Raw genomic sequence first — 25,789 nt, 5'->3', positions numbered from 1 at the left:
ATGCTGTTTCCTTACCCTAAGGTTTTTATATAATATTTTTTACATAACCCTTTTTTAAATAACCGTTTTATTATTCCATAATTTTCTAGATAAAAAGTAGAATAATAATAGTGCGATGAGGACAAAACACGCACCAACATAACCAATGTAATCAATTGAAAGTAAAATTAATACCTTACTGCCTATAAAAGCACCGCCTCCTATTCCAATATTGAAAATACCAGAATAGACTGAAGTGGCTATATCTGTGGCATCGGGTGCGGCATCAATTACTTTGCTTTGCATAACCATTCCAATAATTGTAATGGAAAGCCCCCAAATTAAACATTGAATGATTGCAGTATAAAGCGTGAATGAACATACATAAAGCGATAATAAGCAAGTAATCAGTAATAGCATAGGGATGATGAAAATTGCGGTTGGATTCTTTTCAGCATATTTTGCAAAAATAACGCTACCAATCATTCCAGAAAAACCTACAACTAATAATAAAAGGACGATAACATTTTGGTTAAATCCACCAATATTCTTCATGAATGGCGTAATATAGGTATAGGCAGTAAAGTGACCCGCAATAATAATGGCAATTAATAAATAAATGTTTAGCAGTATTGGGCGTTTTAATACTATTGGAATATCTTTGATAGAGATAATATCCATGCTTGGTACAGTAGGCAATAAGCGGAGTAGTAATATCATCACGCAAAAAGCGATACCAGCAATACATAAAAAAGTCACGCGCCAGCCAACGAGTTGTCCTATGATGGTGCCAATTGGAATACCTAGAATGGTTGCCATCGATACGCCAATAACAATAAAGCCCATTGCTTTAGCTTTTTTACCATTGGGCGCTAACCGAACTGCAAGTGGTGTTGTAATTGCCCAAAATACCGCATGTGCACAAGCAATACCAATTCTTGCTATCATTAAACTGTAAAAATTCCATGCGACTCCAGCTAAAATATGACTACCTATAAATAGACAAAATAAAAGGATAAGTAGCTTCCTTCGTTCCATTTTTGATGTTAATACTGTGAGTGGCAATGATAATAACGAAACAGCCCACGCATAAATAGTGAGTAATAATCCAGCATGGGCTACGTCCATTGAAAAGCTTTCAGCAATATTGGGTAATAGCCCGACAGGTACAAATTCCGTTGTATTAAAAATAAATGCCGCAAATGCAAGACAAAGAATTGATGACCAAACCCGAGATCGGTTAATACTATTATTCATGATTAAGATTTTGGAGGGAATATTAGATTACTTTTGATTATAACTGAATATGTTTGTCTATTAAATAGTTGCTAAGAATAAATCTTAAACTTAATCGCCACCAATATTAGTATTTGAGGGCGATGTTTCATTATAGCGATTTATTCTAGTGCTTTAACTGCAGCTAGGACTTTGTCATAATCAGGTTCAGAAGAGGTTTCTTTGACATATTCCACATAAACAATTTTGTCGTTTTTATCAATGACAAATACAGATCGAGAAAGTAATCGCAACTCTTCAATAACAACTCCATATTTTAAACCAAAGTTGAGTTCTTTATGATCTGAGGTGACTTTAACGGCATCAATACCTTCAGCAGCACAGTAGCGATTTAAGGCAAAAGGTAAATCGACGCTAATTGAAAATATCACTGTGTCTTTTAATTTTGCCGCTTCGACGTTAAAGCGATGCACTTGAGCACTACATACTGAGGTATCAATGGATGGAACCGAATTAATAATTCTGATTTTACCTTTAAAATCGGACAATTTAATGGGCTCCATTTTTAAATCTTGCACGATAAAATTGGGCGCTGTGTCGCCAACTTTAATTTGTGTGCCTAACAAAGTAATAGGTGCTCCGCGCATGGTGATTTCATTAACTCTTTTTTGCATAACAGTTTCCTTAGTGTTGTAACTAATAACGTTGTTTCGATAGAGTGAACTTATTAAAGTTTTACAGCTTTATTTACTATAAATTTAGCATTATTCAGCTGTCATATTCATATTATGCTAGAATTGATAATTTATCCAATGAATAACATTTTTGATTACTCAATTTAGTGAGCAATAATAAGTCAAAAAATTTCAATAAAAATAAATGTGATAGTTATCACATATAAAAAATTTGTTTGTTTATTAATAAAGAAATTATTTTTATGATTAACTAAGCTATTAATTGGTGAATGTTGTTAAATAACCACATTGATATGCTTAAAATAAGAAATATTTATTACTTATTTATCTTATAGGGCAATTAATCTATTTAAATAAGCAGGTTAGTTATCATAAGTTGTTGGTGTTGGTGTTGGTTACCGAGAATTATAGTGCTTTTTAATAAGGAAACTTATATGCAAAAAATCTTTGTAAACAGTATTATTATGTGTGTCTTAATATCTACAAATGTTTATGCCAATAATATTAAAGATGTGACGACTAATCCACAAGATTTTTACCTTACAGAAAATCAATCGCCTAATAGTTTATTTTTATTACCTCCTCCTCCTTCTTTTAATAGTGTTGATTTTCTTAGGGATAAAGCGATGTACGATTGGGGTAAGTCACTTCGTAATTCTGAACGAGGACATCAAGCTTATTTAGATGCTGATTCTAGTAAGGATAATATAGCCAAACAGTTTTCCTCCTCTTTTGGATCTGAAATTTCTATAACTACAACTCCCGAGATTTATAAACTCATTACTACGATGAAAGAAGATGCCGGTGATCTGGCGACTCGTTCTGCTAAAAATTTTTATAATCGAGTTAGACCATTTTCTTTTTTTAATGAGCCAACTTGTCGTCCAGAAGATGAAAAAACATTATCAACTAATGGCTCTTATCCATCAGGTCATACTACAATGGGATTTGCTATTTCGCTAGTACTTGCTGAAATCAATCCAGAGAGACAAAATGAAATTTTTAAGCGTGGTTATGAAATAGGCGAAAGTCGAGTAATTTGTGGTTATCATTGGCAAAGTGATGTCGATGCTGCAAAGATTATGGCAGCGGCTGTTGTGGCTCAGCTACATACAAACTCGGAATTTACTCAACAATTAATTAAGGCGAAGGAGGAGTTTAGTCATTTAAAATAGTAGATACTGATTGGTGTCATATTGATTATTATTTGAATTATTTATTGAAAAATGCTGGATTATTTACACATTATTATTTAAATTTCATCTTGATATATTGGCTATTATATTTAGTAGCCAATATATCGATTTTAAATTTATATAGTTTTAAAAGGGATATCAGGCAAAATCGCTTCACCTTGCCAATATAACTCACTAGCAATACTTCCTGCTATTTGATAATAAAGTTGGCTAAATTCGCTATCAGGGTGGTTAATAACAGTGGGCTTTCCTGTATCAAGATCTTGGCGTAACATTTTTTGAAGTGGAATTTGCCCTAGCAATTTGGTTTGATATTGCTCAGCTAAATGTTTTGCACCACCTTCACCAAAGATGGCCTCATGATGCCCACAATGTTCGCAAATGTGGTAACTCATGTTTTCAATAATTCCTAGTGTTGGGATGTTTACTTTATTAAACATGGTAATACCTTTTTTTGCATCGATTAAAGCAATATCTTGAGGAGTTGTGATAATCACAGCAGCAGTAACTGGAATGTTTTGCGCTAGGGTTATTTGGATATCCCCTGTGCCTGGAGGCATATCAATGACAAGATAGTCGAGTTCTGGCCAAAGCGTATCTTGTAAAATCTGTAATAGTGCTTTACTTGCCATAGGTCCACGCCATACCATGGCACCATTAGGATCAACTAAATAACCAATGGAATTACTAGCAAGCCCATATGCCATGATTGGTGTCATATGTTTATTATCGGGTGTTAAGGGTTGCTGGTTTTCTGTACCTAGCATGGTTGGGATCGAGGGACCATAAATATCTGCATCTAAGATCCCCACTTTAGTGCCTTGTTTTTGTAAAGCTATCGCAAGATTGACAGCTGTTGATGATTTGCCCACACCGCCTTTTCCTGAGCTTATCGCGATAATGTTTTTTATATTATTAATGGCATTTTGGTTATTAGCACGTTTTAAAGTAGCAATTTTATATTCAATATGCCAGTCAACTTCATTAACGCTGTTAAGTTTAAGCAATTCTGGAGTGGTTATTTTTTTCAATTCTTCAAAAGTAGATTGCCAAGCGAAAGGCATTGTTAAATTTATAGTTAAGTGGTGATTAACTATTTCGCATTTTTTTATTGCATCGAGTTCAAGTAAATTTTTTTGTAGAGTTGAATGAGTAAAATTTTCAAGAATTTTTTTTACTTCAGTGTTCATTGTGGTTATCTCTTTATGCCTTAGTATTTATACTCGTTTTATTTTCAATTATTTTGCATTAAAAGCGTAAAATACCTTAAATAATAAGGCGGTAAACAGTAAATTGGTTTACCCTCATAAAAAATGATTATTTTCTGTTTTGAAATATGAATTGAGTATATAAATTTTATCAAATTATGGCATAAATCTAGCGATAATCCCACGATTGATGTACTATTTCTGCCATTATGTAAAAAAGGGTAATAAATCAACATGACAACTCAACGCAAAATATTGGTGACTTGTGCACTTCCTTATGCCAATGGTGCAATTCACTTAGGTCATATGCTAGAACACATTCAAGCTGATGTATGGGTACGCTATCAACGTATGCGTGGTAATGAGATCTATTTTATTTGTGCTGACGATGCCCATGGCACGCCAATTATGCTCAAGGCTCAGCAATTGGGGATTACTCCAGAGCAAATGATTAGTGAAGTTAAAACCGAACATCAACGTGATTTTTCTGGCTTTAATATTAGTTATGACAATTACCATTCAACACATAGCCCAGAAAATCGTGAGATATCAGAGCAAATTTATAAGCGTTTGAAAGCGAATGGTTATATTAAAACTAAAGTTATTTCACAGCTATTCGATCCTGAAAAACAGATGTTTTTACCTGACCGTTTTGTAAAAGGTACTTGTCCACACTGTAAAGTGCCTGATCAGTATGGTGATAACTGTGAAGTTTGCGGAGCAACTTATAATCCAATTGATTTAATTAATCCCCAATCAGTAGTATCTGGTGCAACACCTGTTATGAAAGATTCTGAACACTTCTTTTTTGACCTACCTGCTTTTTCAAATATGTTACAAGAGTGGATTCGCTCAGGAACATTACAAGATCAAGTTGCTAATAAAATGCAAGAATGGTTCGAATCAGGCTTACAACCGTGGGATATTAGCCGTGATGCACCTTATTTTGGATTTGAGATCCCCGATGCTCCAGGTAAGTATTTTTACGTTTGGTTAGATGCGCCAATTGGTTATATGGGATCTTTCTTAAATTACTGTAATAAACAAAATAAACCAATTTTTGATGAGTTTTGGGACAAAAATTCAAATACAGAACTGTATCACTTCATTGGTAAAGATATTGTTTATTTCCACAGCTTATTTTGGCCAGCAATGCTTGAAGGTAGCGAATATCGCAAGCCTTCCAATATTTTTGTACATGGTTATGTGACTGTTGATGGTGCAAAAATGTCTAAATCACGCGGTACTTTTATTCAAGCAAGTACCTATCTAAAACATTTAGATCCTGATTGTTTGCGTTATTATTATGCGGCTAAATTGTCGTCACACATTGATGATATTGACTTAAATTTAGAAGACTTTGTTCAACGTGTAAATAGTGATTTAGTCAATAAAGTTGTTAATATTGCTTCGCGTTCGGCTGGTTTTATTTATAAACGCTTTGACGGCAAATTATCAGATAAAATGGCAGAGCCTGAACTGTATTCCTTGTTTGTTGAAAAAGCAAAAGTGATTGCTAATTATTTTGAACAACGCGAATCAGGCAAGGCAATACGTGAAATTATGGCACTTGCTGACGAAGCTAACCGCTATATTGACGAAAAGGCACCTTGGGTGGTTGCTAAACAAGATGGGCAAGATCAAGTATTGCAAGATATTTGCTCAATGGGAATTCACTTATTCCGCATCTTAATGACCTATTTAAAACCAATTGTGCCTTCATTGGCTGAACGTACAGAAGCATTTTTAAATAGCAAATTAGAATGGAATGAAATTGATAATGCTTTAACAAGTCATAAAATTAATCAGTTTAAAGCTTTATTTAATCGTATTGATATGGATAAAATTACAAACATGATTGAAGAAACAAAACAACAAGCTGCATTAGCCCAACCTGCAAAACCTAAAGTTGCAGAGCCTATCGCTGACACGATTAATTTTGATGATTTTGCTAAAGTCGATATGCGCGTTGCTTTAATTAAACATGCTTGCTTTGTTGAAGGATCCGATAAATTACTTCAATTAACGCTTGATATTGGTGACGAAACCCGTAATGTGTTTTCAGGTATCAAGCAGTTTTATCCTGACCCAGAGGTGTTAATTGGGCGTTTAACTATTATGATTGCTAACTTAGCTCCTCGTAAAATGCGCTTTGGTATTTCTGAAGGTATGGTGCTTTGTGCGAGTGGTAAAGGTGATGATGAAGGTGTGTACCTACTATCACCAGATAGTGGTGCTAAACCAGGAATGCGAATTTCGTAATTGATACCTTTATTATAGAAGTCACATCTTAACAAGTTAATACGCTTGTTAAGATGTTTCAGGAAACTATGCGTTTCAGTATAAAATTTGCTTATTTGATAAATAATTGTAGCTTTTGTTTTTTGGGGCTGTTTTTTTATTATAAATATGTTGCCATTCCAATTTTGAATTTATGTCGTTTGAGGGTACTGATGGTTGGTTGCTTAAACTTTTTAAAAAGCCTATAAAAGCCTTTCCGTTTACACTTAGAAACCTATTCCATATCTGGCGCCCAATTTCATTTAAACACCATTTTTTGATCGAAGTAAATAAAATTTCACTTTAAATCAATATGCTATATTTTTCTTTTTATCCTGAAATTGGCAATCAAAATAACGATTGCCAAAGCTCAATTTTGTTAAAATTCATATTTTACTGTTTGGTTTAACATTACTTGTAAATTCATTATTTTCTTACTTTTGATTTTCTGACGGATTTCCTGAATAAGGAAATATGCTGTCTTTTAGTGAAAAAGAGAAATCTTTAGTATTAATCTCCCCAATAATTTTGTTGCTATCGTATAAAGCCAGTAAAAATTCGGTCATTTGCTTTGCTGTATGGTACTTTGTAAAAATTGCATCGTAGTTGTATTCACTAACATTATTGGCTTTTTCACCAAATTCCGTTTTTGTTGCAGCGGGAGCCAATACCTTTGCGGTTAATTGTGCGTTAGCTTGCTTTAATTCCTGTGCTAGCCCTTCAGTAAAAGCATTGACATAGAATTTTGTTGCGCAATAAGTTACCGCATTAGGAACGAGAGTATACCCGCCTCGGGAGGAGATGTTTATTAGTTGTGTTTCGGGTTCATTTTGATATTTACGTACATACAGTGTTGAAAAAATCGTTAGGGTTTCAATATTTAAATGAAGCATTGATTCTATTTTTACTAAATCTTGATCGCTAACACTGCCGTAATGACCAAAACCGGCATTATTAATCCATGTTTCAATAAAATAGCTGTCTAAATCATTAAAAAGGGAATAAGCGTTGGTTGGTTGTGATAAATCACAAAGTTTTATAATTACGTCTAATGCTGGGGCAATTTTTGCAATTTCTTGTTGTAAAAGTTCCAAATTTTCTTGTCTTCTTGCAATAACAATAAGGTTTTTATTTCGTTTTGCAAAAGCAATAGCGGCAGCATAACCTATGCCTGAACTAGCACCTGTTATGGCGGTATATTTTTTATGTGTATTGGTCATTTTTATTTCATCTAATATTTCAAATATCTGTATTTAATTAAAATCATTCAACCTATTGAATATATGATAAATGTAACTAACGTGTTTTTATCTCTAGAATTACTTAACATAACTTGATAACCTGCGCGCATAAATAATGTTGTGTAGGCTTGACTTACAAATCCTACCCCTATAATGCCGATTTTTTCCATATAGTTACTCTGTTTTTATTTGTTTACCTGATTTGCGTTATAATATTTATAAAATAAAAGATGGTAAATGGCTTTAAAATTGTTTTATTAACAACTGGAGATTGGTAATATGGATCTTTTTAGAAGTATGAAGGCATTTGTATTGACTGTGAAGACAGGTTCATTTGCATCAGCTTCTATTTCATTAAATACCTCTCCCCAAATGGTTGCGAAATATATTCTTTTTTTAGAAACGCAATTAGGGTTAAAGTTACTTAATCGAACAACACGTTCACAAAATTTTACTGAATTTGGTAAGCAGTATTATGAGCGCTGTGTGAGTATTTTAGGTGAAGTTAAAGCCACCTCTATGCTTGCGCAACAGTTTTTAGATAAACCTAGTGGTGTGCTTAGAATTAGTGCACCATTTACTTTTGGTAATTTTACTTTAGTGCCATTAATTAGTAGTTTTATGAAGTGTTATCCCCAAATTAGTGTCGATATACAATTAAGTGATCGTTATGTCGATTTAATTAAGGACGGTTTTGATATCGCTTTTCGGATTGGTGATTTGAGTGATTCAGGCCTTATTGCTCGTAAACTTAATCCTCATCAACTTATTTTTGCTGCCTCGCCAGATTATTTAGCGCAATATGGTGTTCCATTAATACCTGATGATTTGAAAAAGCATCAATGCTTGATTTACCAATATGTGAATCAGAATAAAAAAGATCATGTTTGGTCGTTTATGATTAATGGTGAAATAGTCAATATTCCTATATCAGGGAGATTTAAAAGTAATCAGACTTCAGCGTTAGCGATAGCTGCGATTGAAGGACTAGGTATCACCATGTTGCCAGAATCTATGTTACAAGAACCAATTAAGCAGAAAAAATTATTTCCCATATTAAAAAAATTTTTACCACCTGCCAAGCCGCTTAATATGCTTTATACTGCTGATCGTCAGCAACCACCAAAACTAAAAGCATTTATTGAATTTGTGTTGAATGCAATATCGTAATAGGTTTGTTTTTATGCATAATAAAAAAGGCGATTTGCTCGCCTTCTTTATAATTACCATAATTGATTCTACAATTATTTTATTGTAGCTAAAGTGCTTACTTCTTTATCTAACATATTGTTTAGATAAACTAAATCATTAGCAGTTAAAGTTCCTACTGCATATTTTAATTGTAGTAAACTGGTTAAATAGTTATATTTTGCATCTGATAAATTTCGTTTAGAACTGTATAGTTGAGTTGTTGCATTTAATACGTCAACAATTGTTCTTGTTCCTACTTGATAACCAGAATTGGTTGCTTCTAATGAACTTTGTGCCGAAACAACTGCTTGTTGATAAGCTTTGATTGCGCTAATCGATGATGAAATATTGTTGTACGATGAACGTACTTGATTAATTACACCACGATTGGTGCTTTCTAATTTTTCGCTAAAGCTCACGTACTCTTGTTGTGCTTGCTCAACTTTAGACATTGTTGCTCCACCTGAAAAGATAGGTAGGTTTACACTGACGCCAACATAGTTGTTTCCTGAATAAGATTTGCCTCTATGTGCTCCAGGTGTGATGTTGTTACCATATCTGTCAGTTTTATTCAAATTAGTTGATGCATCTAAACTTGCTGTAGGTAAATGTCCTGCCTGTGAGAGTTTGATTTGTTCACGCGCTATGTCTTGATTTAACCTCATTGTTAATAAATTAAGATTAGCTGTTTTAGATTGTTTTAACAATGTGCTGATTTGTGCTGGGGATTCTGTTTTAAATGTATTGGTGTTAACACTAGCTAAACTTGAATAAAAACGACCACTCACTTGGCGCAATGCTTCAATGGCGTTATTTAGATCATTTAATGCATTAACTTGTTGTGCAACAGTTAAGTCATAATTGGCCTGAGCGTTTTGTACATCAGTGATTGCTACTAAACCAACTTGATGTTGTTGACGAGTTTGTTCTAACTGACGGCCAATTGCTTTTTTCTGTGCATCAATAAAGCTTAATGCATCAAGTGTTTTTAATACATTAAAATAAGCGACAGAAGTATTTAAGATTAATGTTTGACCTTGGTATTGATAGGCAATATCAGCAATACTTGCTTGTTTTTTAGTAATATCCAAGGCTTTCCAATTTGAGAAATTAAAAATGCTTTGAGATACTGCGACTTGGTATAAGTTGCCACTTTTAGATTTTACACCACTTGTATCACGTCGACCATGAGTAACACCATATGAAGCACTTAAACCAACTTGTGGTAATAAACTTGCTCGAGAACCTGAAATTGCTGCGTATGCTTTATTTTTTTCAGCTAATGAACTACGTAGATCTGGGTTAGTTTCTTTTGCTTGTTCATAAACTTGTATCAAATTTTCAGCAAAAACAGATTGGCTTAACGCTAAGCCAATTAAAAAGGTTAAGGTTTTTTTCATCAATCTTCTCTTTAAAAATCATTAAAATTAAAATATTGTAGTATTTTTAATGGTACAATTTTAACAGATAATTTGCATATAGTAAGCATTGTTTGTTTGCCATCCGCACTTTTTATTCAAATTCAGCTTAAATTTGAGATTTTATATGAAAATTAAAAACAGTCTGGTAAATTTTGACAAAAATGATGTGTTTAATTTAACGAAACGAATCTTGTATAAAGGTTTTTTTTCTTTGTTTGAATATCGTTTTCAATATCGAAAATTTGATGGTTCAATGAGTGAGATTGTTACTCGTGAAATTTTAGAACGTGGGCATGCGGTTGTACTTTTAGCATATGATGCAAAACGTGATGAAGTTGTGCTAATTGAGCAAATCAGGATTGCTGCTATTGAAACCCAAGATAGCCCTTGGATACTAGAACTTATTGCTGGTATGATGGATCATGAAAATGAATCATTTGAAGAAGTAGCAAGACGTGAAGCAATGGAGGAGGCGGGAGTTGTTATTGGTCGATGTAAACCCATCATCAGTTATTTAGCATCTCCTGGAGGTTTAACTGAACAATTGCACATTTTGGTGGGTGAAGTTGACTCATCAACCGCTGAAGGCATTCATGGTCTTGACGAAGAAAGTGAAGATATTAAAGTTCATGTAGTAAGTCGAACTCAAGCTTATCAATGGGTTAAAGATGGAGTGATTAACAATGCTGCATCAATTATTGCTCTTCAATGGTTAGAACTTAACTATCAATTATTGAAAGAAGAGTGGATATAACTTTTCTGTAAGCAATTTTAATTATTTCTTTCATAAAAGTGAAATATATTTTACAATTTTATGAAAAGTAGAATTTATAATAAAAATCATGTTTCCAGTTTCAATGTCTATTTTATTACTGACATTATTAACCATAATTATAGATTAATAAATAATTGGGGTGAATTTTGGAGTCATTTTTAAAACTTCCAATCCGTAATAAAAATTACGGTAAAATATTACATATAACTGATACTCATCTTTTTGCTGATGACGTTGGAACATTGCTTGGTGTGAATTCTAATGCAAGCTTTCTAGCTGTTATAAATGAAGTTGAACGTAGTAATAAGAAGTTTGATTTAATTGTAGCAACAGGTGATTTTGTACAAGATGGCTCTAAAAAAGCTTATGCTCGTTTTGCCGAACAAATAATTAAGCTTGATACTCCTTGTGTGTGGTTGGCTGGCAATCATGATAATTATGAGTATATGCAAGATGTGTTTGCAAATTATCATTTTGCTGATAATAAAGTAGCTTTATTGGGAGATAATTGGCTGATTATTTTATTGAATAGCCAAGTTGTTGGTCAAGCTTATGGTTTTTTACCTGAATCCGAACTTGAGTTCCTACACAATATTTTAACTGAACATCCTTATAGAGACGCGTTAGTATTTTTACACCATCATCCAGTTGATTCTGGTTGTCATTGGCTAGATCATCATATTTTAAAAAATAGTGACCAATTCGAGGAAATTATTCAAAAACATTCCAATGTAAAAGGGATTGGGTGGGGACACATTCATCAAAAACAAGATTATGTTTGGCATAATTGTAAGGCATTTTCAACTCCTTCGACTTGTTTTCAATTTAAACCTGAATGTTATAATTTTCAATTGTCAAGTGATGATGCACCGGGTTGGCGAGAAATCACAGTTAATATTGATGGTTCTATTGAGAGTGATGTTTATAGATTAAAGAATAATCAGTTTTTACCAGATATTTCTCAAAACGGTTATTAGTAAGTAGTAATCATAATAAGCTTAAAATTGGTTAATAATCACAACAAAGGTGCGAAAAAGTAAAAAAGCCGCTCAACGATGCGTTGCCAAATAGGGCGCTGATTCCACTCCTTGGGGTTTATTTTATCTGAATTAGATAAATATTTTTGTAAGAGAACTGATAGCGATTTAGCAAATTCTGCATCGTCAATCACAGTTGTAATTTCAAAATTAAGCCACAAACTGCGCATATCTAAATTGACAGTTCCGACAAGACTTAATTGATTGTCAATTAAAACACTTTTGGTATGTAGTAAATTATCATTGAATTGATAGAGTTTTACTCCGCCGTTTAATAATTCAGAAAAGAATGCTCGACTTGCCCATTTTACCATTAGTGAGTCATTATTTTTAGGAATGATGATGATGACTTCAACACCTCGCTGTGCGGCTGTGCATACTGCATGCAAAATATCATCACTTGGTACTAAATAAGGTGTAGTGAAAATTATTTGTTCTTGTGCCGAATAAATTGCCGTTAATAACACTTGGTGGATCATGTTTTCCATGTAACCAGGACCCGATGCAATTAATTGCATAATATGTTTTTTATCTTCAGGTGGTTCAGCGAAATCAGTAATTTTTGGTAGTGATAAATATTTGCCTGTTTCTAGCTCCCAATCACTGGCATAGAGAGCACCCATAAGGGTTGTAACTGGACCATTCATTCTGACCATGATATCAACCCATTTGCCAACATGTTTATTTTGTTTGAAGAAACGCGGATCGACAATATTCATACTACCAGTATAAGATATATAGTTATCGATAATAGCTACTTTGCGGTGTTGACGTAAATCTAATCGCCTAAACATAAAACGAAGTAAATTTACTTGTAATGCTTCGACAATCATGATGCCAGCATCACGCATTCTTTTACTAGCATTACTTTTAATAAAATGCCTGCTACCGGCAGAATCAACCATTAATCGGCAAGTTACACCTCGTTTACTTGCTTGAATAAGTGCTTGCTCGACATCATCAGCACGACCGCCTTCATTCCATATATAAAATACCATTTCGATATTTGATGTTGCATGATTTATATCATCAATTAAACGGTCAAAAATTATGTTTGTTTCGCTCAGCAACTCAATATGATTGCCATTAATTCCATCAAGACCAGTTTGATGTTTACAAAGTTGAAAAATCGGTCTACTGACTTGGCTAACTTTATTGGTGAATATGTCGGGAAAGTTACTTAGTTGGTTAATAAACTTGGAAATAGCTGGGCGCATTTTTTGTGCGCGTTTAACTCGTTGCTGACCTAAGTGAACTTCACCCAATAAGAAATAAAGAATCACACCGACAAGTGGTAAAATATAAATAACCAGCATCCATGCAATAACATAAGTTGTAGGTCTTCGCTTAAAGACAATCCGTAATGTTGTTGATACGACGATCAACCAATAAACAAGGAAAATTAAGGTACTAATTAATGCATGGAATGAGGTAAATTGCATATTTCATTAGCTATCAGTTAGGTTTAATTTAGTTATTGAATCTTTAGTACAATCATAATTCTGAAATACTTCAGGTAATGGCTTTGGGTTGTTATGTTTATCTACTGAAACATATGTGAATACGGCATCTGTTATGCAAAAGCGTTGTGTTGAATCAGATGTATCAATTACTTTTTTAACCCAAACTTCAATACCAATTGTAATAGAGGTTTTTCCAGTTTTGATGCAATGTGCATAACAACAAACAACATCTCCTACCATTGCAGGTTTATAAAATGTAATACTACTAGCATTTACTGTTACAACTCGATTTCTTGCTATTTCTTTTGATAAAATACCACCGGCAAGATCCATTTGAGACATTATCCATCCACCAAAAATGTGACCATGCGGATTAGTGTCAGCAGGCATTGCTAGCGTTCTAAGTACTAATTGACCTTTAGGGGCTATATTTTGTGTCATACTAAAATACTCCGTATGTACAATTTATTTATTGTTTGTATTTTTATTCATATTTTTATAGATATAGATGCCTGATATTAATGATAATAGTAAGGATGCGCCAGGTAAAATAAATACTTTAAATATCCAAAAGAAATCATCTGAGGTGTAATAGGTAGCACCTAAGCTACAAGCACCACATAATATAAAAAAGAAAATCCATAATAAATTTAATTTATTCCAGATGGTTATCTCTAATCGTATTTCCTTCCCTAGCATTGTTTGAAGTAGGTTTTTTTTGAAAATAAATTGGCTAATTAATAAGGCTGAAGCAAATAAGAAATTAACAATAGTCACTTTCCATTTAATAATATTGGGATCACGCATATAGAGTGTGAATCCACCAAAAACCATAACCATCAGATAAGAAATTAGCTCTACTTTATCTAGTTTTCTATATAAAATAAGAATCAGAAGAAAACATGCTGTAGCAGCGATCATTAATGCTTGAACGCCAACAAAGACATCATACATGGTTAGAAATACAAAAAAGAATATAAGAGGAATAAAATTTAAAAGTTGTTTCATTTAATTGTTATCCTAGCACAATAGATGAATTGATACATTACTAAATAAGTAGAAAGCCTATTTGAATAGGCTTATTTTTTGTGATGAAGTTCAGGATGAGCTTTGCAATCGCCCGATTGACAATGTCCATACAAATACAAACTGTGGAAAGTTAAATTAACACCATGTTGTTCAGCGATCTCTTTTTGTCTAGCATTGATAATATCATCGCGAAACTCGAATACTTCGCCACAATCTAAACAAATTAAATGGTTATGATGTTGTTGTGTTGCTAGTTCGAAAACTGCTTTGCCACCCTCGAAGTTATGGCGAGTAACAATTCCAGCATCATCAAATTGATTCAAAACACGATAAACGGTTGCAAGTCCAATTTCTTCCCCCATATTAAGTAGTTTTTTATAAAGATCTTCTACGGTAATATGTTGGCATGAAGGATCTCGCAATAATTCTAAAATCTTTAATCTTGGTAATGTAACTTTTAAACCCGCGCTTTTAAGTGCTTCATTATTATCATTATCATGATTTGTCATATTACTTTCCAATTAATTTATTGATAATTACCCATTATAGGAATTGTGTACGGTAAATAAAAGAAATCATTCCAATAGATTAAATTTTCATTTCGATTTTGACTTGATTTACCCAATTGTTAATACGTTCTTCAGTTAATTCTGGTTGACGATCCTCGTCGATGGCTAAACCAACGAAATGGGTGTCATCAACTAAACTTTTAGATGCTTCGAAGCTATAACCTTCGGTTGACCAGTGACCAACAATTTTCGCTCCTTTGGGCTCAATAATATCGCGAAGTGTTCCCATGGCATCACAGAAATACTCAGCATAATCTTCTTGATCGCCACAACCAAAGATAGCCACTGTTTTACCGCTAAAATCAATTTTTTCTAAATTAGGAAAAAAGTCATCCCAGTCTGCTTGAGATTCACCATAGTACCAAGTTGGGATACCGAAAAATAGGTAATTATATTGTTCAATGTCTTCTTTAGTGGTTTTTGCAATGTCGAAAAGCTCAGCTTTATCACTACCTAAAATGAGTTGAATTTGCTTTGCTACATTTTCTGTATTGCCTGTGTCACTCCCAAAAAAAATACCAACTTGTTTCATATTTGTACCTTGTTATTTACGATATTAAAATATTTTAGGAGTATATCATTGTCACTTACTATCAGCAATAATTCTAAATTACACAGAACATAACTTATTATGTACTATACAATTTATTCATCTTGCATTAAAATTATTGTCTATTTTTTATATTAACTTAGGTTGTAGGATTTCATTATGAACTTGCATGAGTATCAATCTAAATATCTTTTTAAACAATATAATTTACCCGTACCAGAAGGGTACGTTTGTAATTCAATTGGTGAAATACAAGATACATTAGCTGAATTATCTTCTGGGAAGACTTCAGATGCTTTGGTTGCTAAATGTCAAGTTCATGCAGGGGGAAGAGGTAAAGCAGGTGGTGTTATTTGTACTCAAAACTATAGCGAAATAATGCAATTTGCTGAAAAATGGTTAGGACAATATCTGGTTACTTATCAAACCAATGATAAGGGGCAGCCAGTTAATAAGATTTTAATTGAAAAAGCATCTAATATTCAGAAAGAGCTCTATTTAGGAGCGGTGGTCGATCGTAGCTCTAAGCGAGTTGTAATTATGGCCTCGACAGAAGGTGGCGTTGATATTGAAAGTGTTGCCGAAAAATCCCCATATTTAATTCATAAAACCTCGCTAGATCCTTTAACTGGCCCTTGTGCTTACCAAGGGCGTGAACTTGCGTTCAAATTGGGATTAACAGGTAAATTAATTAATCAATTTACAAAGTTATTTATTAATTTTGCAAAATTATTTTTAGAAAATGATGTTTCATTAGCTGAAGTTAATCCATTAGTGATTACTGATTCCGATGAACTAATTTGTTTGGACGCAAAAGTTGTGTTAGATGATAATGCCATTTTTAGACATCCTAATTTAAATATTTTAAGGGACACAACTCAAGAAGACGAACGTGAGTCAATTGCCGCAAAACAAGGTATTAGCTATGTATCTTTAAATGGCAATATTGGTTGTATGGTTAATGGTGCAGGTCTTGCGATGGCAACTATGGATATTATTAAACTACATGGTGGTTCGCCTGCTAACTTTTTGGACGTTGGAGGTGGCACAACGAAAGAGCGTGTTGCCGAAGCATTTAAGTTAATATTATCTGACAAAAACGTGAAAGCGATTTTAGTCAATATTTTTGGAGGTATTGTTCGTTGCGATTTAATTGCCGATGGAATTATCAGTGCAATTAAAGAAATAGGTCTTACTGTTCCTGTCGTTGTTCGCCTTGAAGGTAACAATGCACAACTTGCTCGAGAAATTTTAGCTGAAAGCAAATTAAATGTTATTACTGCAGAAAGTTTAATAGATGCTGCCCAAAAAATTATTGCTGTTGCTTGAGAATAGGTCGCATGGAGAATAGTTATTATGTCAATTTTAGTTAATAAAGAAACCAAAGTTATTTGCCAAGGATTTACTGGTAGTCAAGGAACTTTTCATTCTCAACAGGCGCTTGCATATGGTACTAAGTTAGTTGGTGGCGTGACGCCGGGTAAAGGTGGAACAACCCATTTAGGCCTGCCCGTTTTTAACACTGTTAAAGAAGCGGTTGTTGCGACTGGCGCAACAGCAAGTGTTATCTATGTGCCAGCAGCATTTGGAAAGGATTCTATTTTGGAAGCAATTGATGCAGGTATTAAACTAATAGTCTGTATTACTGAAGGTATTCCAACTTTAGATATGCTTGTTGTTAAAGCAAAATTACAACAAAACAATGTTGTAATGATTGGACCAAATTGCCCTGGCATTATTGTTCCTGATGAGTGTAAAATAGGTATTATGCCAGGACATATTCATCGGGCAGGAAAGGTTGGGATCGTTTCTCGCTCAGGAACATTAACTTATGAAGCAGTCAAACAAACAACTGATATTGGTTTAGGGCAATCTGTGTGTGTTGGTATTGGTGGTGACCCTATTCCTGGTAGTGATTTTATTTCTATTTTAGCGTTACTAGAACAAGATCCTAAAACTGAAATTATTGTTATGATCGGCGAAATTGGCGGTAGTGCCGAAGAAGAAGCAGCTGAATATATAAAAAAACAAGTAACCAAACCTGTAATAGCTTATATTGCTGGTGTTTCAGCACCATCAGGAAAACGCATGGGGCACGCAGGTGCAATTGTTTCTGGAAAGAAAGGTTCAGCCGCAGAAAAATCTAAAGCCTTGCAATCTGCAGGTATTACAGTTGTAACAAGTCTTACCAATATCGGCAATGAAGTAAAAAAGCATATTAAAATGTAATTTTTTTTGACATATATCAATTTCATTCTGTAGTTATCGGTGTATAATACTCGTCATTAACGTAAAAATTTATGAGCATTTAAGAATTAGGGAGCGTTTATGCTAGATATAGTAGAACTTTCACGCCTCCAGTTTGCTCTTACTGCAATGTATCATTTCATTTTTGTTCCATTAACGCTAGGATTGGCGTTCATGTTAGCAATTATGGAAACTGTATATGTTATTAGTGGTAAGCAAATCTGGAAAGATATGACAAAATTCTGGGGTAAACTGTTTGGTATCAACTTTGCAGTAGGTGTCGCAACAGGTTTAACCATGGAATTTCAATTTGGCACTAACTGGTCTTATTATTCACATTATGTGGGAGATATTTTTGGTGCGCCGTTGGCAATGGAAGGTTTAATGGCATTCTTCTTAGAATCAACCATGGTAGGTTTATTCTTTTTTGGTTGGGATAGATTAAGTCGGGTTAAACATTTAATGGTGACTTGGTGTGTTGCATTTGGTTCTAACCTTTCAGCTCTTTGGATTTTAGTTGCTAATGGTTGGATGCAATTTCCAGTAGGCTCTGAATTTAATCCTATTAATTCACGCATGGAAATGGCTAACTTTTATGAATTGATTACTAACACAGTTGCTCAATATAAATTTGTTCATACCGTTGCAGCTGGTTATCTGACAGGAGCTATATTTATTTTAAGCATTAGTTCTTACTATTTGCTAAAAAAACGTGATGTTGCTTTCGCTAAACGCTCTTTCGCTATTGCGGCTACATTTGGATTTATCACATCGATTGTTGTGGCGATTATGGGCGATGAAGCAGGTCATGAGATGACAACTGTTCAGCCAGCTAAACTTGCTGCAATTGAAGCTGAATGGGAAACTCAACCTGCCCCAGCATCATTCAATGTTATTGCATTTCCATCTCAAAGTAATAAAGAAAACTTGTTTGCAATAGAGATCCCGTATGCTATGGGAATAATGACCACTCGTTCACTTGATACTCAAGTAACAGGATTAAAAGACATTTTAGCAAATAATGAAACAAGGATTCGCAATGGAATATTAGCCTATAGTAATTTGGAGAAAATCCATCAGGGTAATCAAGATCCTACAGTACTGAAAGCTTTTGAAGATAATAAATCTGATTTAGGTTATGGTTATTTAGTTAAACGTTTTACTGATCGTGATAATTTGACTATACCTCAAGCGACTGAAGAACATATTAAAGCTGCGACAGAAGACTCTATCCCTACCGTGTGGCCTCTGTTTTGGGCTTTCAGAGTTATGGTCGGTCTTGGCGTGTTAATGATTCTTGGTACTGGATTGGCTTTATGGACAACTTATAAAAATAAAATTGGTGAAAAACTTTGGTTACACCGCTTATTAATTCTTTTTTTACCATTTCCTTGGTTAGCATGTGAATCAGGTTGGTTTGTTGCGGAGTATGGTCGCCAACCTTGGGCAATTCAAGATATTTTACCAACTGGAGTAGCAAATTCATCATTAACAGCAGGTGAAGTGTTATTCACTATGGTACTTATTTGTGGACTTTATACACTGTTCTTAATTGCTGAATTATTCTTAATGTTTAAGTTTGCTCGCTTAGGACCGAGTTCTTTGGGTACAGGCAACTATCATTATGAAAAAACGCAACAGGTAACAGAATAGGGCATAGGGAGTATACACAATGATTGATTACGAAATTGTACGCGTCATCTGGTGGGTACTAATTAGTATTGTTTTAATTGGTTTTGTTGTAACAGATGGTTTTGATATGGGGGTCGGTATCTTATTGCCGTTTATTGGTAAAACTGATACAGAACGTCGTATTATGATTAATGCAATTGCTCCTCACTGGGATGGTAACCAAGTTTGGTTAATCACTGCTGGTGCAGGAATATTTGCAGCTTGGCCAATGGTATACGCTGCGTCATTTTCAGGTTTTTATATTGCAATGATGTTAGTTCTTTGCGCACTATTTTTTAGACCAATTGGTTTTGATTATCGTAGTAAACTGGAAAACTCTAAATGGCGTAATTTATGGGATGGTGGCATTTTTGCAGGTAGCTTTGTACCTGCATTGGTCTTCGGTGTAGCATTTGGTAATTTATTAGAAGGTATTCCTTTTAGATTTGATAACTCTTATCGTGTTTTTTATGATGGTAACTTCTTTGGTTTGCTTAATCCTTTTGCGCTATTAACAGGTGTTGTGAGCTTAATGTTGTTTGTTGCTCATGGTGGCGCATGGTTACAAATGAAAACATCGGGTGAACTTTATTTAAGAGCTAGAAAGGCTACACAAATTGCCAGTTTAGTTATGTTAATTGCATTTATTTTAGCTGGAGTTTGGATTGCATTTGGTATTCATGGTTATGAAATTACCAGTGTAATTGATTATAATGCTGTATCTAACCCATTGACTAAAAAAGTTTCTACAGATTCTTCATGGTTAGCCAACTACATGGATTATCCTATTTTATGGATAGTTCCTACTTTAGGTATAGTGTTACCATTATTGACTATTCTTTTTTCTAGTCTAAATAAAAATGCATTAGTATTTATTTCATCAGCATTGACAATTATCTGCGTTTTATTTACATATGGTATTGCAACATTCCCATTTATTATGCCTTCTAGCATTATGCCAGATGCTAGTTTAACTATATGGGATGCATCTTCAAGTCAATTAACACTTAATATTATGTTTATTGTGGTTCTTATTTTTTTACCTATTATTCTTTTATACACCATTTGGTCCTATATAAAAATGTTTGGGAGATTGGATAAAAATCATATCGAAAATAATAAACATTCTCTTTACTAAGGAAATATTATGTATTACGTTTTATGGTTTATAGGAATTATTGCTGCATGTATGTTATCGGTTGTTACCGGCTTGTTAGTTGAAAGAAACAGCGAAAAAGAATCTTATAACAAATAATATTAATTAAAAATTAATATTAAAGGTGGCAAGAGTTGTCTTTTATGTTAGTAAGTAAATTGTTAAGAAAAAATGAAAATGATAATTGTTTTCATTTTTTCTTTTTTATATCATAGTGCAGCGAAATTTATATTCAGATATAATAGCACCAAATTTATTTAGTGCGATATGGATATGAAACAATTCAATTGGTGTGCAAGAGTTTATTATGAAGATACAGATGCTGGCGGAGTAGTTTATCATGCTAGATATCTAGCCTTTTTTGAAAGAGCTAGGACTGAAGTACTAAGACAAGTTGGCATTAGCCAACAAACGTTATTACAAGAAAATATTGCTTTTGTGGTCAAAAAGATTGAGATTAACTACCATTTTCCGGCTCGTTTAGATGATATGTTGACTATTAGTTCTAGGATTGTTCAAGTTCGCAAGGCGTCTATTATTTTTAAACAGACTATTTTTAATCAAAATGAACAAGTTATTAGCACGGCAGATGTTCTTATTGCCTGTGTAGATGTCACTAAGATGAAGCCTTGTGGGCTTCCTAAGTTATTAGTTTTGGAGTTTATATAAGTGGAAAATCTGAATATTATTAATCTTTTTTTGCAAGCGGGCTTGTTAGTGCAATGTGTTATGTTATTGTTACTTGCTTTTTCTGTTATATCATGGGCTATTATATTTCAACGGACTAAGATTTTAAGTAAGGCTAAAAAGCAAGTTGAGCAATTTGATAATAGCTTTTGGGCCGCTGATGATTTGAATGTTTTATTTGATAAAGCGAAATTTTATAAAGAAGATATTAGCGGTACAGAACATATTTTTTATTCAGGTTTTAAAGAGTTCTCACGGCTGTACAAAATTAATCCAAATATGGCCGAATCAGCCTTAGATGGAGCTTCACGTTCTATGCGTTTAGCTATGAATCGCGAGCTTGATGTTCTAGAATTACATATACCTTTTTTGGGTACAGTGGGTTCTATTAGCCCATATATCGGCTTATTTGGTACTGTTTGGGGGATTATGCATGCATTTATTTCTTTAGGTGCAGTTAAACAGGCAACGTTACAGATGGTTGCGCCAGGGATTGCTGAAGCATTAATTGCAACCGCAATTGGTCTATTTGCTGCTATTCCTGCCGTACTTGCTTATAATCGTTTATCATTGAGTGTGAGTCGAATTGAACAAAGCTATCTTAACTTTATTGATGAATTTTCTGCAATTTTACAACGCCAAGCAGTTGCTGTTAGGAAATAATTATGAGTAGAAGCAGACGTTCTCGTTATTCGACTAAATCTGAGATCAATATAGTACCTTTACTTGATGTACTATTAGTATTAGTGCTTATTTTTATGGCAACAGCACCAATTATTAGCCAAAGTGTTGAAGTTGATTTACCTGAAGCATCGGAATCAAAAACTGTTTCGTCTTCAGAAACTAAACCAATTATTATTGAAGTATCTGGAGTTGGTGTATATGCACTGATCATTGAGCAGGATCGTCAAGACAATTTACCACAAGAAAAAATTATTGCAGAAGTCAAGCAACAGATGTCGCTTAATGAAAAGGCTATTTTTTTAGTTGGTGGAGCTAAAGATGTTCCATATGAAGAAATTATAAAAGCGTTGAATTTACTACAATCTGCAGGTGTTAAGTCTGTAGGGTTAATGACTCAACCAATTTAAACAATATTATATAACAATATGTCAGCAATGTCTTATAAGCCAAATTCTAAATTAAGTATAGCTATTGTAATATCCATTATATTGCATATAATTTTAATTATCATTTTGGGTTACCGAGTTATGTATAATAATGATATTAATTATGGTCGCGTTAATGGTAACTCTATTGATGCTATTATGGTTGATTCTTCTGTAATGGCCGAACAATATGAAAGACAACTTAAAACACAGATTAGCCAAAAACGAGCTGAACAGCAAAGGCAGCAACAAATAGATGAGCAGACTCAGGCGCTACAAGAACAACAACTAGCTCAACAGCAACGACTCAAAGAGTTAGAAAAAGAGCGCTTAAAAGTAGAAGAACTACAAAAGAAAGAAGCAGAAGCTGCACAGGCTGCACGGATTGCAAGACAAAAAGAAGATGATGAGCGTAAAGCTAAAGAACAGTTAGAAGAGCAACAAAGACAAGCCGAAAAAAAGCGTTTAGAGCAACAGCAAGCGGAATTAGCTAAACAACAGGCCGAGCAAGAAGCTAAATTAAAAGCTGAGCGAGAGTTGTTAGAAAAGCAAAGAATTGAAAATGAAAAAAAACAAGCAGAATTAGCTAAACAAAAAGAAGAGCAAGCAAAAAAACAAGCAGCTGAGAAAGCAAAAAGAGCAGCGCAGGCAAAAAAAGATAAAGAAATTGATAAGTTACTAGGCGGGCTTACATCAGGCACGTCTAGCCCATCAGGAGGTACAGTTAGCCGTAAAGGTGTTTCAGATGGGGAAATAGATAAATATAAATCCTTAGTTCAAAATGCCATTAGCAATAAATTTATTAATCCTAATAAATTATATAGTGGTCGAAATTGTGTATTAGAAATTCAAATTGCACCCGATGGCTTGTTACTTAATGTTAGTGCGAAAGGTGGTGATGGCTCATTATGCCGAGAAGCGCTTTCTGCAACTAAACAAGCTGTAATTCCAAAGCCGAATAGTTCATTTTATAACCAAGTAAAAACAATGATAATTGATTTTCAACCAAAATAGTCTTATACAGGAAAACTTTATTTCCTGAAAAATATTAATCAAAATAAATTGTCAATATCTCTAAATTAAAATGTTGAAATTACATTAAACATCCCAATATATAGCCTATTCATTCCGAATTAAGTTATTTAAGTGAAAGAAGGAGCAGAATATGACAACAATTGTCAGTGTCCGTCGTGAGGGGCAAGTCGTTATTGGTGGTGATGGACAGGTTACGTTAGGCGAACGTATTATTATGAAGGGTAATGCCCGTAAAGTACGTCGTTTATATAATAACAAAGTGATTGCAGGTTTTGCTGGCGGTACTGCAGATGCTTTTACATTATTTGAACTGTTTGAACGAAAATTAGAGATGCACCAAGGCCATTTAACCAAAGCCGCTGTTGAACTTGCTAAAGATTGGCGAACAGATAGAATGCTTCGTAAATTAGAAGCTTTACTTGCTGTTGCTGACGAAAGTGCATCACTGATTATTACTGGTACTGGTGATGTTATCCAACCAGAGGATGATTTAATTGCTATTGGTTCTGGAGGTCCTTATGCGCAAGCAGCAGCAAGAGCTCTACTAGATAATACCTCACTTTCTGCACATGATATTGTGCAAAAATCATTATCGATTGCTGGTGATATTTGTGTTTACACTAATAATTTCCAAACAATCGAAGAACTTAATTATTAATCTGATTTAAGAGAAATTTAATTATGTCTGAAATGACTCCTCGTGAAATTGTAAGCGAACTGAATCAACATATTATTGGGCAAGAAAAAGCGAAACGTTCTGTTGCAATTGCACTACGTAATCGCTGGCGCCGTATGCAATTAGATGAAACATTGCGTCATGAAGTTACGCCCAAAAATATACTTATGATTGGACCAACTGGTGTCGGTAAAACTGAAATTGCAAGGCGTTTAGCAAAATTAGCACATGCACCGTTTATTAAAGTAGAAGCAACTAAGTTTACCGAAGTTGGTTATGTGGGTAAAGAAGTTGATTCAATTATTCGAGATTTAACTGACTCTGCAGTAAAAATGATTCGTCAAGAAGCGATTGAACGCAATCGTAATCGAGCTGAAGAATTAGCTGAAGAGCGTATTTTGGATGTACTTGTACCGCCAGCGAAAGATGGGTGGGGTCAAGTTGAAGATAATAATTCAACAGCAAGACAAGCTTTTCGCAAAAAATTACGTGAAGGTTCACTTGATGATAAAGAGATAGAAATCGAATTAGCTGGTGTTAATATTGGTGTTGAAATTATGGCTCCTCCAGGTATGGAGGAGATGACAAATCAATTACAGTCAATGTTTCAAAATTTAGGTGGACAAAAAACAAAGCCACGTAAAATGAAGATCAAAGATGCGTTAAAACAACTCATTGAAGAAGAAGCGGCTAAATTGGTTAATCATGATGATCTTAAACATGAAGCGATTGAAGCTGTAGAACAAAATGGTATTGTTTTTATTGATGAAATAGATAAGGTTTGTAAACGTGGTAATTCGTCGGGACCAGATGTTTCACGTGAGGGAGTACAACGAGATCTTTTACCATTAGTTGAAGGTTGCACTGTGTCGACTAAACATGGCTCTGTTAAAACGGATCATATCTTGTTCATTGCGTCTGGTGCTTTCCAAACAGCAAATCCATCTGATTTAATTCCTGAATTACAGGGTAGATTACCAATTAGGGTTGAATTACAAGCTCTAACAAGTGAGGATTTTGAGCGTATTTTAACTGAACCAAACGCTTCATTAGCTGTTCAGTATAAAGCTCTAATGGCAACTGAAGGAGTTAACATCGATTTTACCTCGGATGGTATTCGTAAAATTGCGGAATCAGCATGGCAAGTAAATGAGCAAAATGAAAATATTGGTGCCCGCAGGTTGCATACTGTTTTGGAACGCTTGATGGAAGATGTTTCATTCGAAGCTAGTGAACTCGGTGGAGAAACTGTAACTATTGATGCTAAATATGTAAGCGATCATTTAGATAAGCTTGTTGCAGATGAAGATCTAAGCAAGTTTATTCTATAAAAAGTTT

The 25,789-nt window shown here is 34.1% G+C and carries 27 protein-coding genes; 16 read left to right on the top strand and 11 right to left on the bottom strand.

Annotation, left to right across the window (positions count from 1 at the left end; translation table 11 throughout):
- Positions 1-54 precede the first annotated feature (54 nt).
- Both ACGH49_RS02255 and tpx read right to left on the bottom strand, forming a co-directional pair.
- On the bottom strand, positions 55-1,236 hold the full coding sequence (locus ACGH49_RS02255) for a sugar transporter (protein ID WP_065607822.1): 1,182 nt from the start codon (positions 1,234-1,236) through the stop codon (positions 55-57).
- 140 nt (positions 1,237-1,376) lie between these two features.
- Positions 1,377-1,889 (bottom strand): thiol peroxidase, encoded by a 513-nt coding sequence (tpx, locus tag ACGH49_RS02250; RefSeq protein ID WP_065569445.1) that lies wholly within the window; start codon positions 1,887-1,889, stop codon positions 1,377-1,379.
- 455 nt (positions 1,890-2,344) lie between these two features.
- Here tpx and ACGH49_RS02245 point away from each other — a divergent pair, with 455 nt between their 5' ends.
- Complete coding sequence (locus tag ACGH49_RS02245; RefSeq protein WP_065569444.1) at positions 2,345-3,085, top strand: acid phosphatase; 741 nt, start codon at positions 2,345-2,347, stop codon at positions 3,083-3,085.
- Positions 3,086-3,222: 137 nt separating this feature from the next.
- On the opposite strand, the gene apbC is transcribed toward ACGH49_RS02245, so the two are convergent.
- On the bottom strand, positions 3,223-4,296 hold the full coding sequence (gene apbC / locus ACGH49_RS02240; RefSeq protein ID WP_411588076.1) for an iron-sulfur cluster carrier protein ApbC: 1,074 nt from the start codon (positions 4,294-4,296) through the stop codon (positions 3,223-3,225).
- Positions 4,297-4,548: 252 nt separating this feature from the next.
- Here apbC and metG point away from each other — a divergent pair, with 252 nt between their 5' ends.
- Positions 4,549-6,576 carry a methionine--tRNA ligase gene (gene metG / locus ACGH49_RS02235; RefSeq protein ID WP_411588075.1) on the top strand — a complete coding sequence of 676 codons (2,028 nt, stop codon included), beginning with the start codon at positions 4,549-4,551 and terminating at the stop codon, positions 6,574-6,576.
- 452 nt (positions 6,577-7,028) lie between these two features.
- Here metG and ACGH49_RS02230 read toward each other — a convergent pair whose 3' ends face one another.
- Positions 7,029-7,814: an SDR family NAD(P)-dependent oxidoreductase gene (locus ACGH49_RS02230; protein ID WP_411588074.1), complete on the bottom strand. Its 786-nt coding sequence runs from the start codon at positions 7,812-7,814 to the stop codon at positions 7,029-7,031.
- 47 nt (positions 7,815-7,861) lie between these two features.
- Positions 7,862-8,005 carry an NAD(P)-binding domain-containing protein gene (locus ACGH49_RS02225; protein WP_411588073.1) on the bottom strand — a complete coding sequence of 48 codons (144 nt, stop codon included), beginning with the start codon at positions 8,003-8,005 and terminating at the stop codon, positions 7,862-7,864.
- A 109-nt stretch (positions 8,006-8,114) separates the two neighbouring features.
- Between ACGH49_RS02225 and ACGH49_RS02220 the strand changes: the two genes are divergently transcribed.
- Positions 8,115-9,005, top strand: coding sequence for a LysR family transcriptional regulator (locus tag ACGH49_RS02220; protein WP_411588072.1), 891 nt, complete (start codon positions 8,115-8,117; stop codon positions 9,003-9,005).
- 74 nt (positions 9,006-9,079) lie between these two features.
- On the opposite strand, the gene tolC is transcribed toward ACGH49_RS02220, so the two are convergent.
- Positions 9,080-10,426 carry an outer membrane channel protein TolC gene (tolC, locus tag ACGH49_RS02215; RefSeq protein WP_411588069.1) on the bottom strand — a complete coding sequence of 449 codons (1,347 nt, stop codon included), beginning with the start codon at positions 10,424-10,426 and terminating at the stop codon, positions 9,080-9,082.
- Positions 10,427-10,571: 145 nt separating this feature from the next.
- On the opposite strand from tolC, the gene nudF reads away from it, so the two are divergent.
- Both nudF and cpdA read left to right on the top strand, forming a co-directional pair.
- Positions 10,572-11,201, top strand: a complete 630-nt coding sequence (nudF, locus tag ACGH49_RS02210) for an ADP-ribose diphosphatase (RefSeq protein WP_065608183.1) — start codon at positions 10,572-10,574, stop codon at positions 11,199-11,201.
- Between the two features lie 167 nt (positions 11,202-11,368).
- Complete coding sequence (gene cpdA / locus ACGH49_RS02205) at positions 11,369-12,199, top strand: 3',5'-cyclic-AMP phosphodiesterase (protein ID WP_411588067.1); 831 nt, start codon at positions 11,369-11,371, stop codon at positions 12,197-12,199.
- A 38-nt stretch (positions 12,200-12,237) separates the two neighbouring features.
- Here the strand turns inward: cpdA and cls are convergent, their stop codons facing one another.
- The 5 genes from cls to fldA all read right to left on the bottom strand — a co-directional run bounded on the left by cls (position 12,238) and on the right by fldA (position 15,852).
- Positions 12,238-13,701: a cardiolipin synthase gene (cls, locus tag ACGH49_RS02200; RefSeq protein WP_411588065.1), complete on the bottom strand. Its 1,464-nt coding sequence runs from the start codon at positions 13,699-13,701 to the stop codon at positions 12,238-12,240.
- Positions 13,702-13,707: 6 nt separating this feature from the next.
- Positions 13,708-14,163: an acyl-CoA thioester hydrolase YciA gene (yciA, locus tag ACGH49_RS02195; RefSeq protein ID WP_296208042.1), complete on the bottom strand. Its 456-nt coding sequence runs from the start codon at positions 14,161-14,163 to the stop codon at positions 13,708-13,710.
- A 24-nt stretch (positions 14,164-14,187) separates the two neighbouring features.
- The gene (locus ACGH49_RS02190; RefSeq protein WP_296208041.1) at positions 14,188-14,730 is read right to left on the bottom strand and encodes an inner membrane-spanning protein YciB; all 543 of its coding nucleotides are present in this window, start codon (positions 14,728-14,730) and stop codon (positions 14,188-14,190) included.
- A gap of 71 nt (positions 14,731-14,801) precedes the next feature.
- Positions 14,802-15,260, bottom strand: coding sequence for a ferric iron uptake transcriptional regulator (gene fur / locus ACGH49_RS02185; protein ID WP_065608177.1), 459 nt, complete (start codon positions 15,258-15,260; stop codon positions 14,802-14,804).
- A 79-nt stretch (positions 15,261-15,339) separates the two neighbouring features.
- Positions 15,340-15,852, bottom strand: a complete 513-nt coding sequence (gene fldA / locus ACGH49_RS02180; protein WP_296208036.1) for a flavodoxin FldA — start codon at positions 15,850-15,852, stop codon at positions 15,340-15,342.
- A 177-nt stretch (positions 15,853-16,029) separates the two neighbouring features.
- On the opposite strand from fldA, the gene sucC reads away from it, so the two are divergent.
- The 11 genes from sucC to hslU all read left to right on the top strand — a co-directional run bounded on the left by sucC (position 16,030) and on the right by hslU (position 25,782).
- Entirely contained in the window at positions 16,030-17,199 is a 1,170-nt protein-coding gene (gene sucC / locus ACGH49_RS02175) for an ADP-forming succinate--CoA ligase subunit beta (protein WP_296208034.1), read from the top strand.
- 27 nt (positions 17,200-17,226) lie between these two features.
- Entirely contained in the window at positions 17,227-18,099 is an 873-nt protein-coding gene (gene sucD / locus ACGH49_RS02170; RefSeq protein ID WP_296208033.1) for a succinate--CoA ligase subunit alpha, read from the top strand.
- Between the two features lie 99 nt (positions 18,100-18,198).
- Positions 18,199-19,770, top strand: a complete 1,572-nt coding sequence (locus tag ACGH49_RS02165) for a cytochrome ubiquinol oxidase subunit I (RefSeq protein WP_296208032.1) — start codon at positions 18,199-18,201, stop codon at positions 19,768-19,770.
- 19 nt (positions 19,771-19,789) lie between these two features.
- Positions 19,790-20,926, top strand: coding sequence for a cytochrome d ubiquinol oxidase subunit II (gene cydB / locus ACGH49_RS02160; RefSeq protein WP_411588063.1), 1,137 nt, complete (start codon positions 19,790-19,792; stop codon positions 20,924-20,926).
- Between the two features lie 9 nt (positions 20,927-20,935).
- A complete protein-coding gene (locus ACGH49_RS02155) occupies positions 20,936-21,043 on the top strand; it encodes a cytochrome bd oxidase small subunit, CydX/CbdX family (RefSeq protein WP_141674050.1) in 108 nt (35 codons plus the stop codon).
- A 174-nt stretch (positions 21,044-21,217) separates the two neighbouring features.
- On the top strand, positions 21,218-21,613 hold the full coding sequence (gene ybgC / locus ACGH49_RS02150; protein WP_411588061.1) for a tol-pal system-associated acyl-CoA thioesterase: 396 nt from the start codon (positions 21,218-21,220) through the stop codon (positions 21,611-21,613).
- Positions 21,614-22,294 (top strand): protein TolQ, encoded by a 681-nt coding sequence (gene tolQ / locus ACGH49_RS02145; RefSeq protein WP_065608171.1) that lies wholly within the window; start codon positions 21,614-21,616, stop codon positions 22,292-22,294.
- A gap of 2 nt (positions 22,295-22,296) precedes the next feature.
- Positions 22,297-22,722: a colicin uptake protein TolR gene (gene tolR / locus ACGH49_RS02140; protein ID WP_411588060.1), complete on the top strand. Its 426-nt coding sequence runs from the start codon at positions 22,297-22,299 to the stop codon at positions 22,720-22,722.
- Positions 22,723-22,740: 18 nt separating this feature from the next.
- Positions 22,741-23,754 carry a cell envelope integrity protein TolA gene (gene tolA, locus ACGH49_RS02135; protein WP_411588059.1) on the top strand — a complete coding sequence of 338 codons (1,014 nt, stop codon included), beginning with the start codon at positions 22,741-22,743 and terminating at the stop codon, positions 23,752-23,754.
- A 151-nt stretch (positions 23,755-23,905) separates the two neighbouring features.
- Entirely contained in the window at positions 23,906-24,433 is a 528-nt protein-coding gene (gene hslV, locus ACGH49_RS02130; RefSeq protein WP_025316169.1) for an ATP-dependent protease subunit HslV, read from the top strand.
- 23 nt (positions 24,434-24,456) lie between these two features.
- Positions 24,457-25,782: an HslU--HslV peptidase ATPase subunit gene (hslU, locus tag ACGH49_RS02125; protein WP_065608167.1), complete on the top strand. Its 1,326-nt coding sequence runs from the start codon at positions 24,457-24,459 to the stop codon at positions 25,780-25,782.
- Positions 25,783-25,789: the final 7 nt, after the last annotated feature.

Origin of the sequence: Gilliamella sp. BG7 (genome assembly GCF_046635565.1) — a bacterium.
Lineage (GTDB): Bacteria > Pseudomonadota > Gammaproteobacteria > Enterobacterales > Orbaceae > Gilliamella > Gilliamella apicola_P.
This window is presented reverse-complemented; position numbering and strand designations above follow the sequence as displayed.

What these genes read in the sequence shown, in the direction of transcription:
- ACGH49_RS02255 (WP_065607822.1), bottom strand. Translation starts at nt 1,236, where the DNA reads ATGAATAATAGTATTAACCGATCTCGGGTTTGGTCATCAATTCTTTGT.
- tpx (WP_065569445.1), bottom strand. Translation starts at nt 1,889, where the DNA reads ATGCAAAAAAGAGTTAATGAAATCACCATGCGCGGAGCACCTATTACT.
- ACGH49_RS02245 (WP_065569444.1), top strand. Translation starts at nt 2,345, where the DNA reads ATGCAAAAAATCTTTGTAAACAGTATTATTATGTGTGTCTTAATATCT.
- apbC (WP_411588076.1), bottom strand. Translation starts at nt 4,296, where the DNA reads ATGAACACTGAAGTAAAAAAAATTCTTGAAAATTTTACTCATTCAACT.
- metG (WP_411588075.1), top strand. Translation starts at nt 4,549, where the DNA reads ATGACAACTCAACGCAAAATATTGGTGACTTGTGCACTTCCTTATGCC.
- ACGH49_RS02230 (WP_411588074.1), bottom strand. Translation starts at nt 7,814, where the DNA reads ATGACCAATACACATAAAAAATATACCGCCATAACAGGTGCTAGTTCA.
- ACGH49_RS02225 (WP_411588073.1), bottom strand. Translation starts at nt 8,005, where the DNA reads ATGGAAAAAATCGGCATTATAGGGGTAGGATTTGTAAGTCAAGCCTAC.
- ACGH49_RS02220 (WP_411588072.1), top strand. Translation starts at nt 8,115, where the DNA reads ATGGATCTTTTTAGAAGTATGAAGGCATTTGTATTGACTGTGAAGACA.
- tolC (WP_411588069.1), bottom strand. Translation starts at nt 10,426, where the DNA reads ATGAAAAAAACCTTAACCTTTTTAATTGGCTTAGCGTTAAGCCAATCT.
- nudF (WP_065608183.1), top strand. Translation starts at nt 10,572, where the DNA reads ATGAAAATTAAAAACAGTCTGGTAAATTTTGACAAAAATGATGTGTTT.
- cls (WP_411588065.1), bottom strand. Translation starts at nt 13,701, where the DNA reads ATGCAATTTACCTCATTCCATGCATTAATTAGTACCTTAATTTTCCTT.
- yciA (WP_296208042.1), bottom strand. Translation starts at nt 14,163, where the DNA reads ATGACACAAAATATAGCCCCTAAAGGTCAATTAGTACTTAGAACGCTA.
- ACGH49_RS02190 (WP_296208041.1), bottom strand. Translation starts at nt 14,730, where the DNA reads ATGAAACAACTTTTAAATTTTATTCCTCTTATATTCTTTTTTGTATTT.
- fur (WP_065608177.1), bottom strand. Translation starts at nt 15,260, where the DNA reads ATGACAAATCATGATAATGATAATAATGAAGCACTTAAAAGCGCGGGT.
- fldA (WP_296208036.1), bottom strand. Translation starts at nt 15,852, where the DNA reads ATGAAACAAGTTGGTATTTTTTTTGGGAGTGACACAGGCAATACAGAA.
- sucC (WP_296208034.1), top strand. Translation starts at nt 16,030, where the DNA reads ATGAACTTGCATGAGTATCAATCTAAATATCTTTTTAAACAATATAAT.
- sucD (WP_296208033.1), top strand. Translation starts at nt 17,227, where the DNA reads ATGTCAATTTTAGTTAATAAAGAAACCAAAGTTATTTGCCAAGGATTT.
- ACGH49_RS02165 (WP_296208032.1), top strand. Translation starts at nt 18,199, where the DNA reads ATGCTAGATATAGTAGAACTTTCACGCCTCCAGTTTGCTCTTACTGCA.
- cydB (WP_411588063.1), top strand. Translation starts at nt 19,790, where the DNA reads ATGATTGATTACGAAATTGTACGCGTCATCTGGTGGGTACTAATTAGT.
- ACGH49_RS02155 (WP_141674050.1), top strand. Translation starts at nt 20,936, where the DNA reads ATGTATTACGTTTTATGGTTTATAGGAATTATTGCTGCATGTATGTTA.
- ybgC (WP_411588061.1), top strand. Translation starts at nt 21,218, where the DNA reads ATGAAACAATTCAATTGGTGTGCAAGAGTTTATTATGAAGATACAGAT.
- tolR (WP_411588060.1), top strand. Translation starts at nt 22,297, where the DNA reads ATGAGTAGAAGCAGACGTTCTCGTTATTCGACTAAATCTGAGATCAAT.
- tolA (WP_411588059.1), top strand. Translation starts at nt 22,741, where the DNA reads ATGTCAGCAATGTCTTATAAGCCAAATTCTAAATTAAGTATAGCTATT.
- hslV (WP_025316169.1), top strand. Translation starts at nt 23,906, where the DNA reads ATGACAACAATTGTCAGTGTCCGTCGTGAGGGGCAAGTCGTTATTGGT.
- hslU (WP_065608167.1), top strand. Translation starts at nt 24,457, where the DNA reads ATGTCTGAAATGACTCCTCGTGAAATTGTAAGCGAACTGAATCAACAT.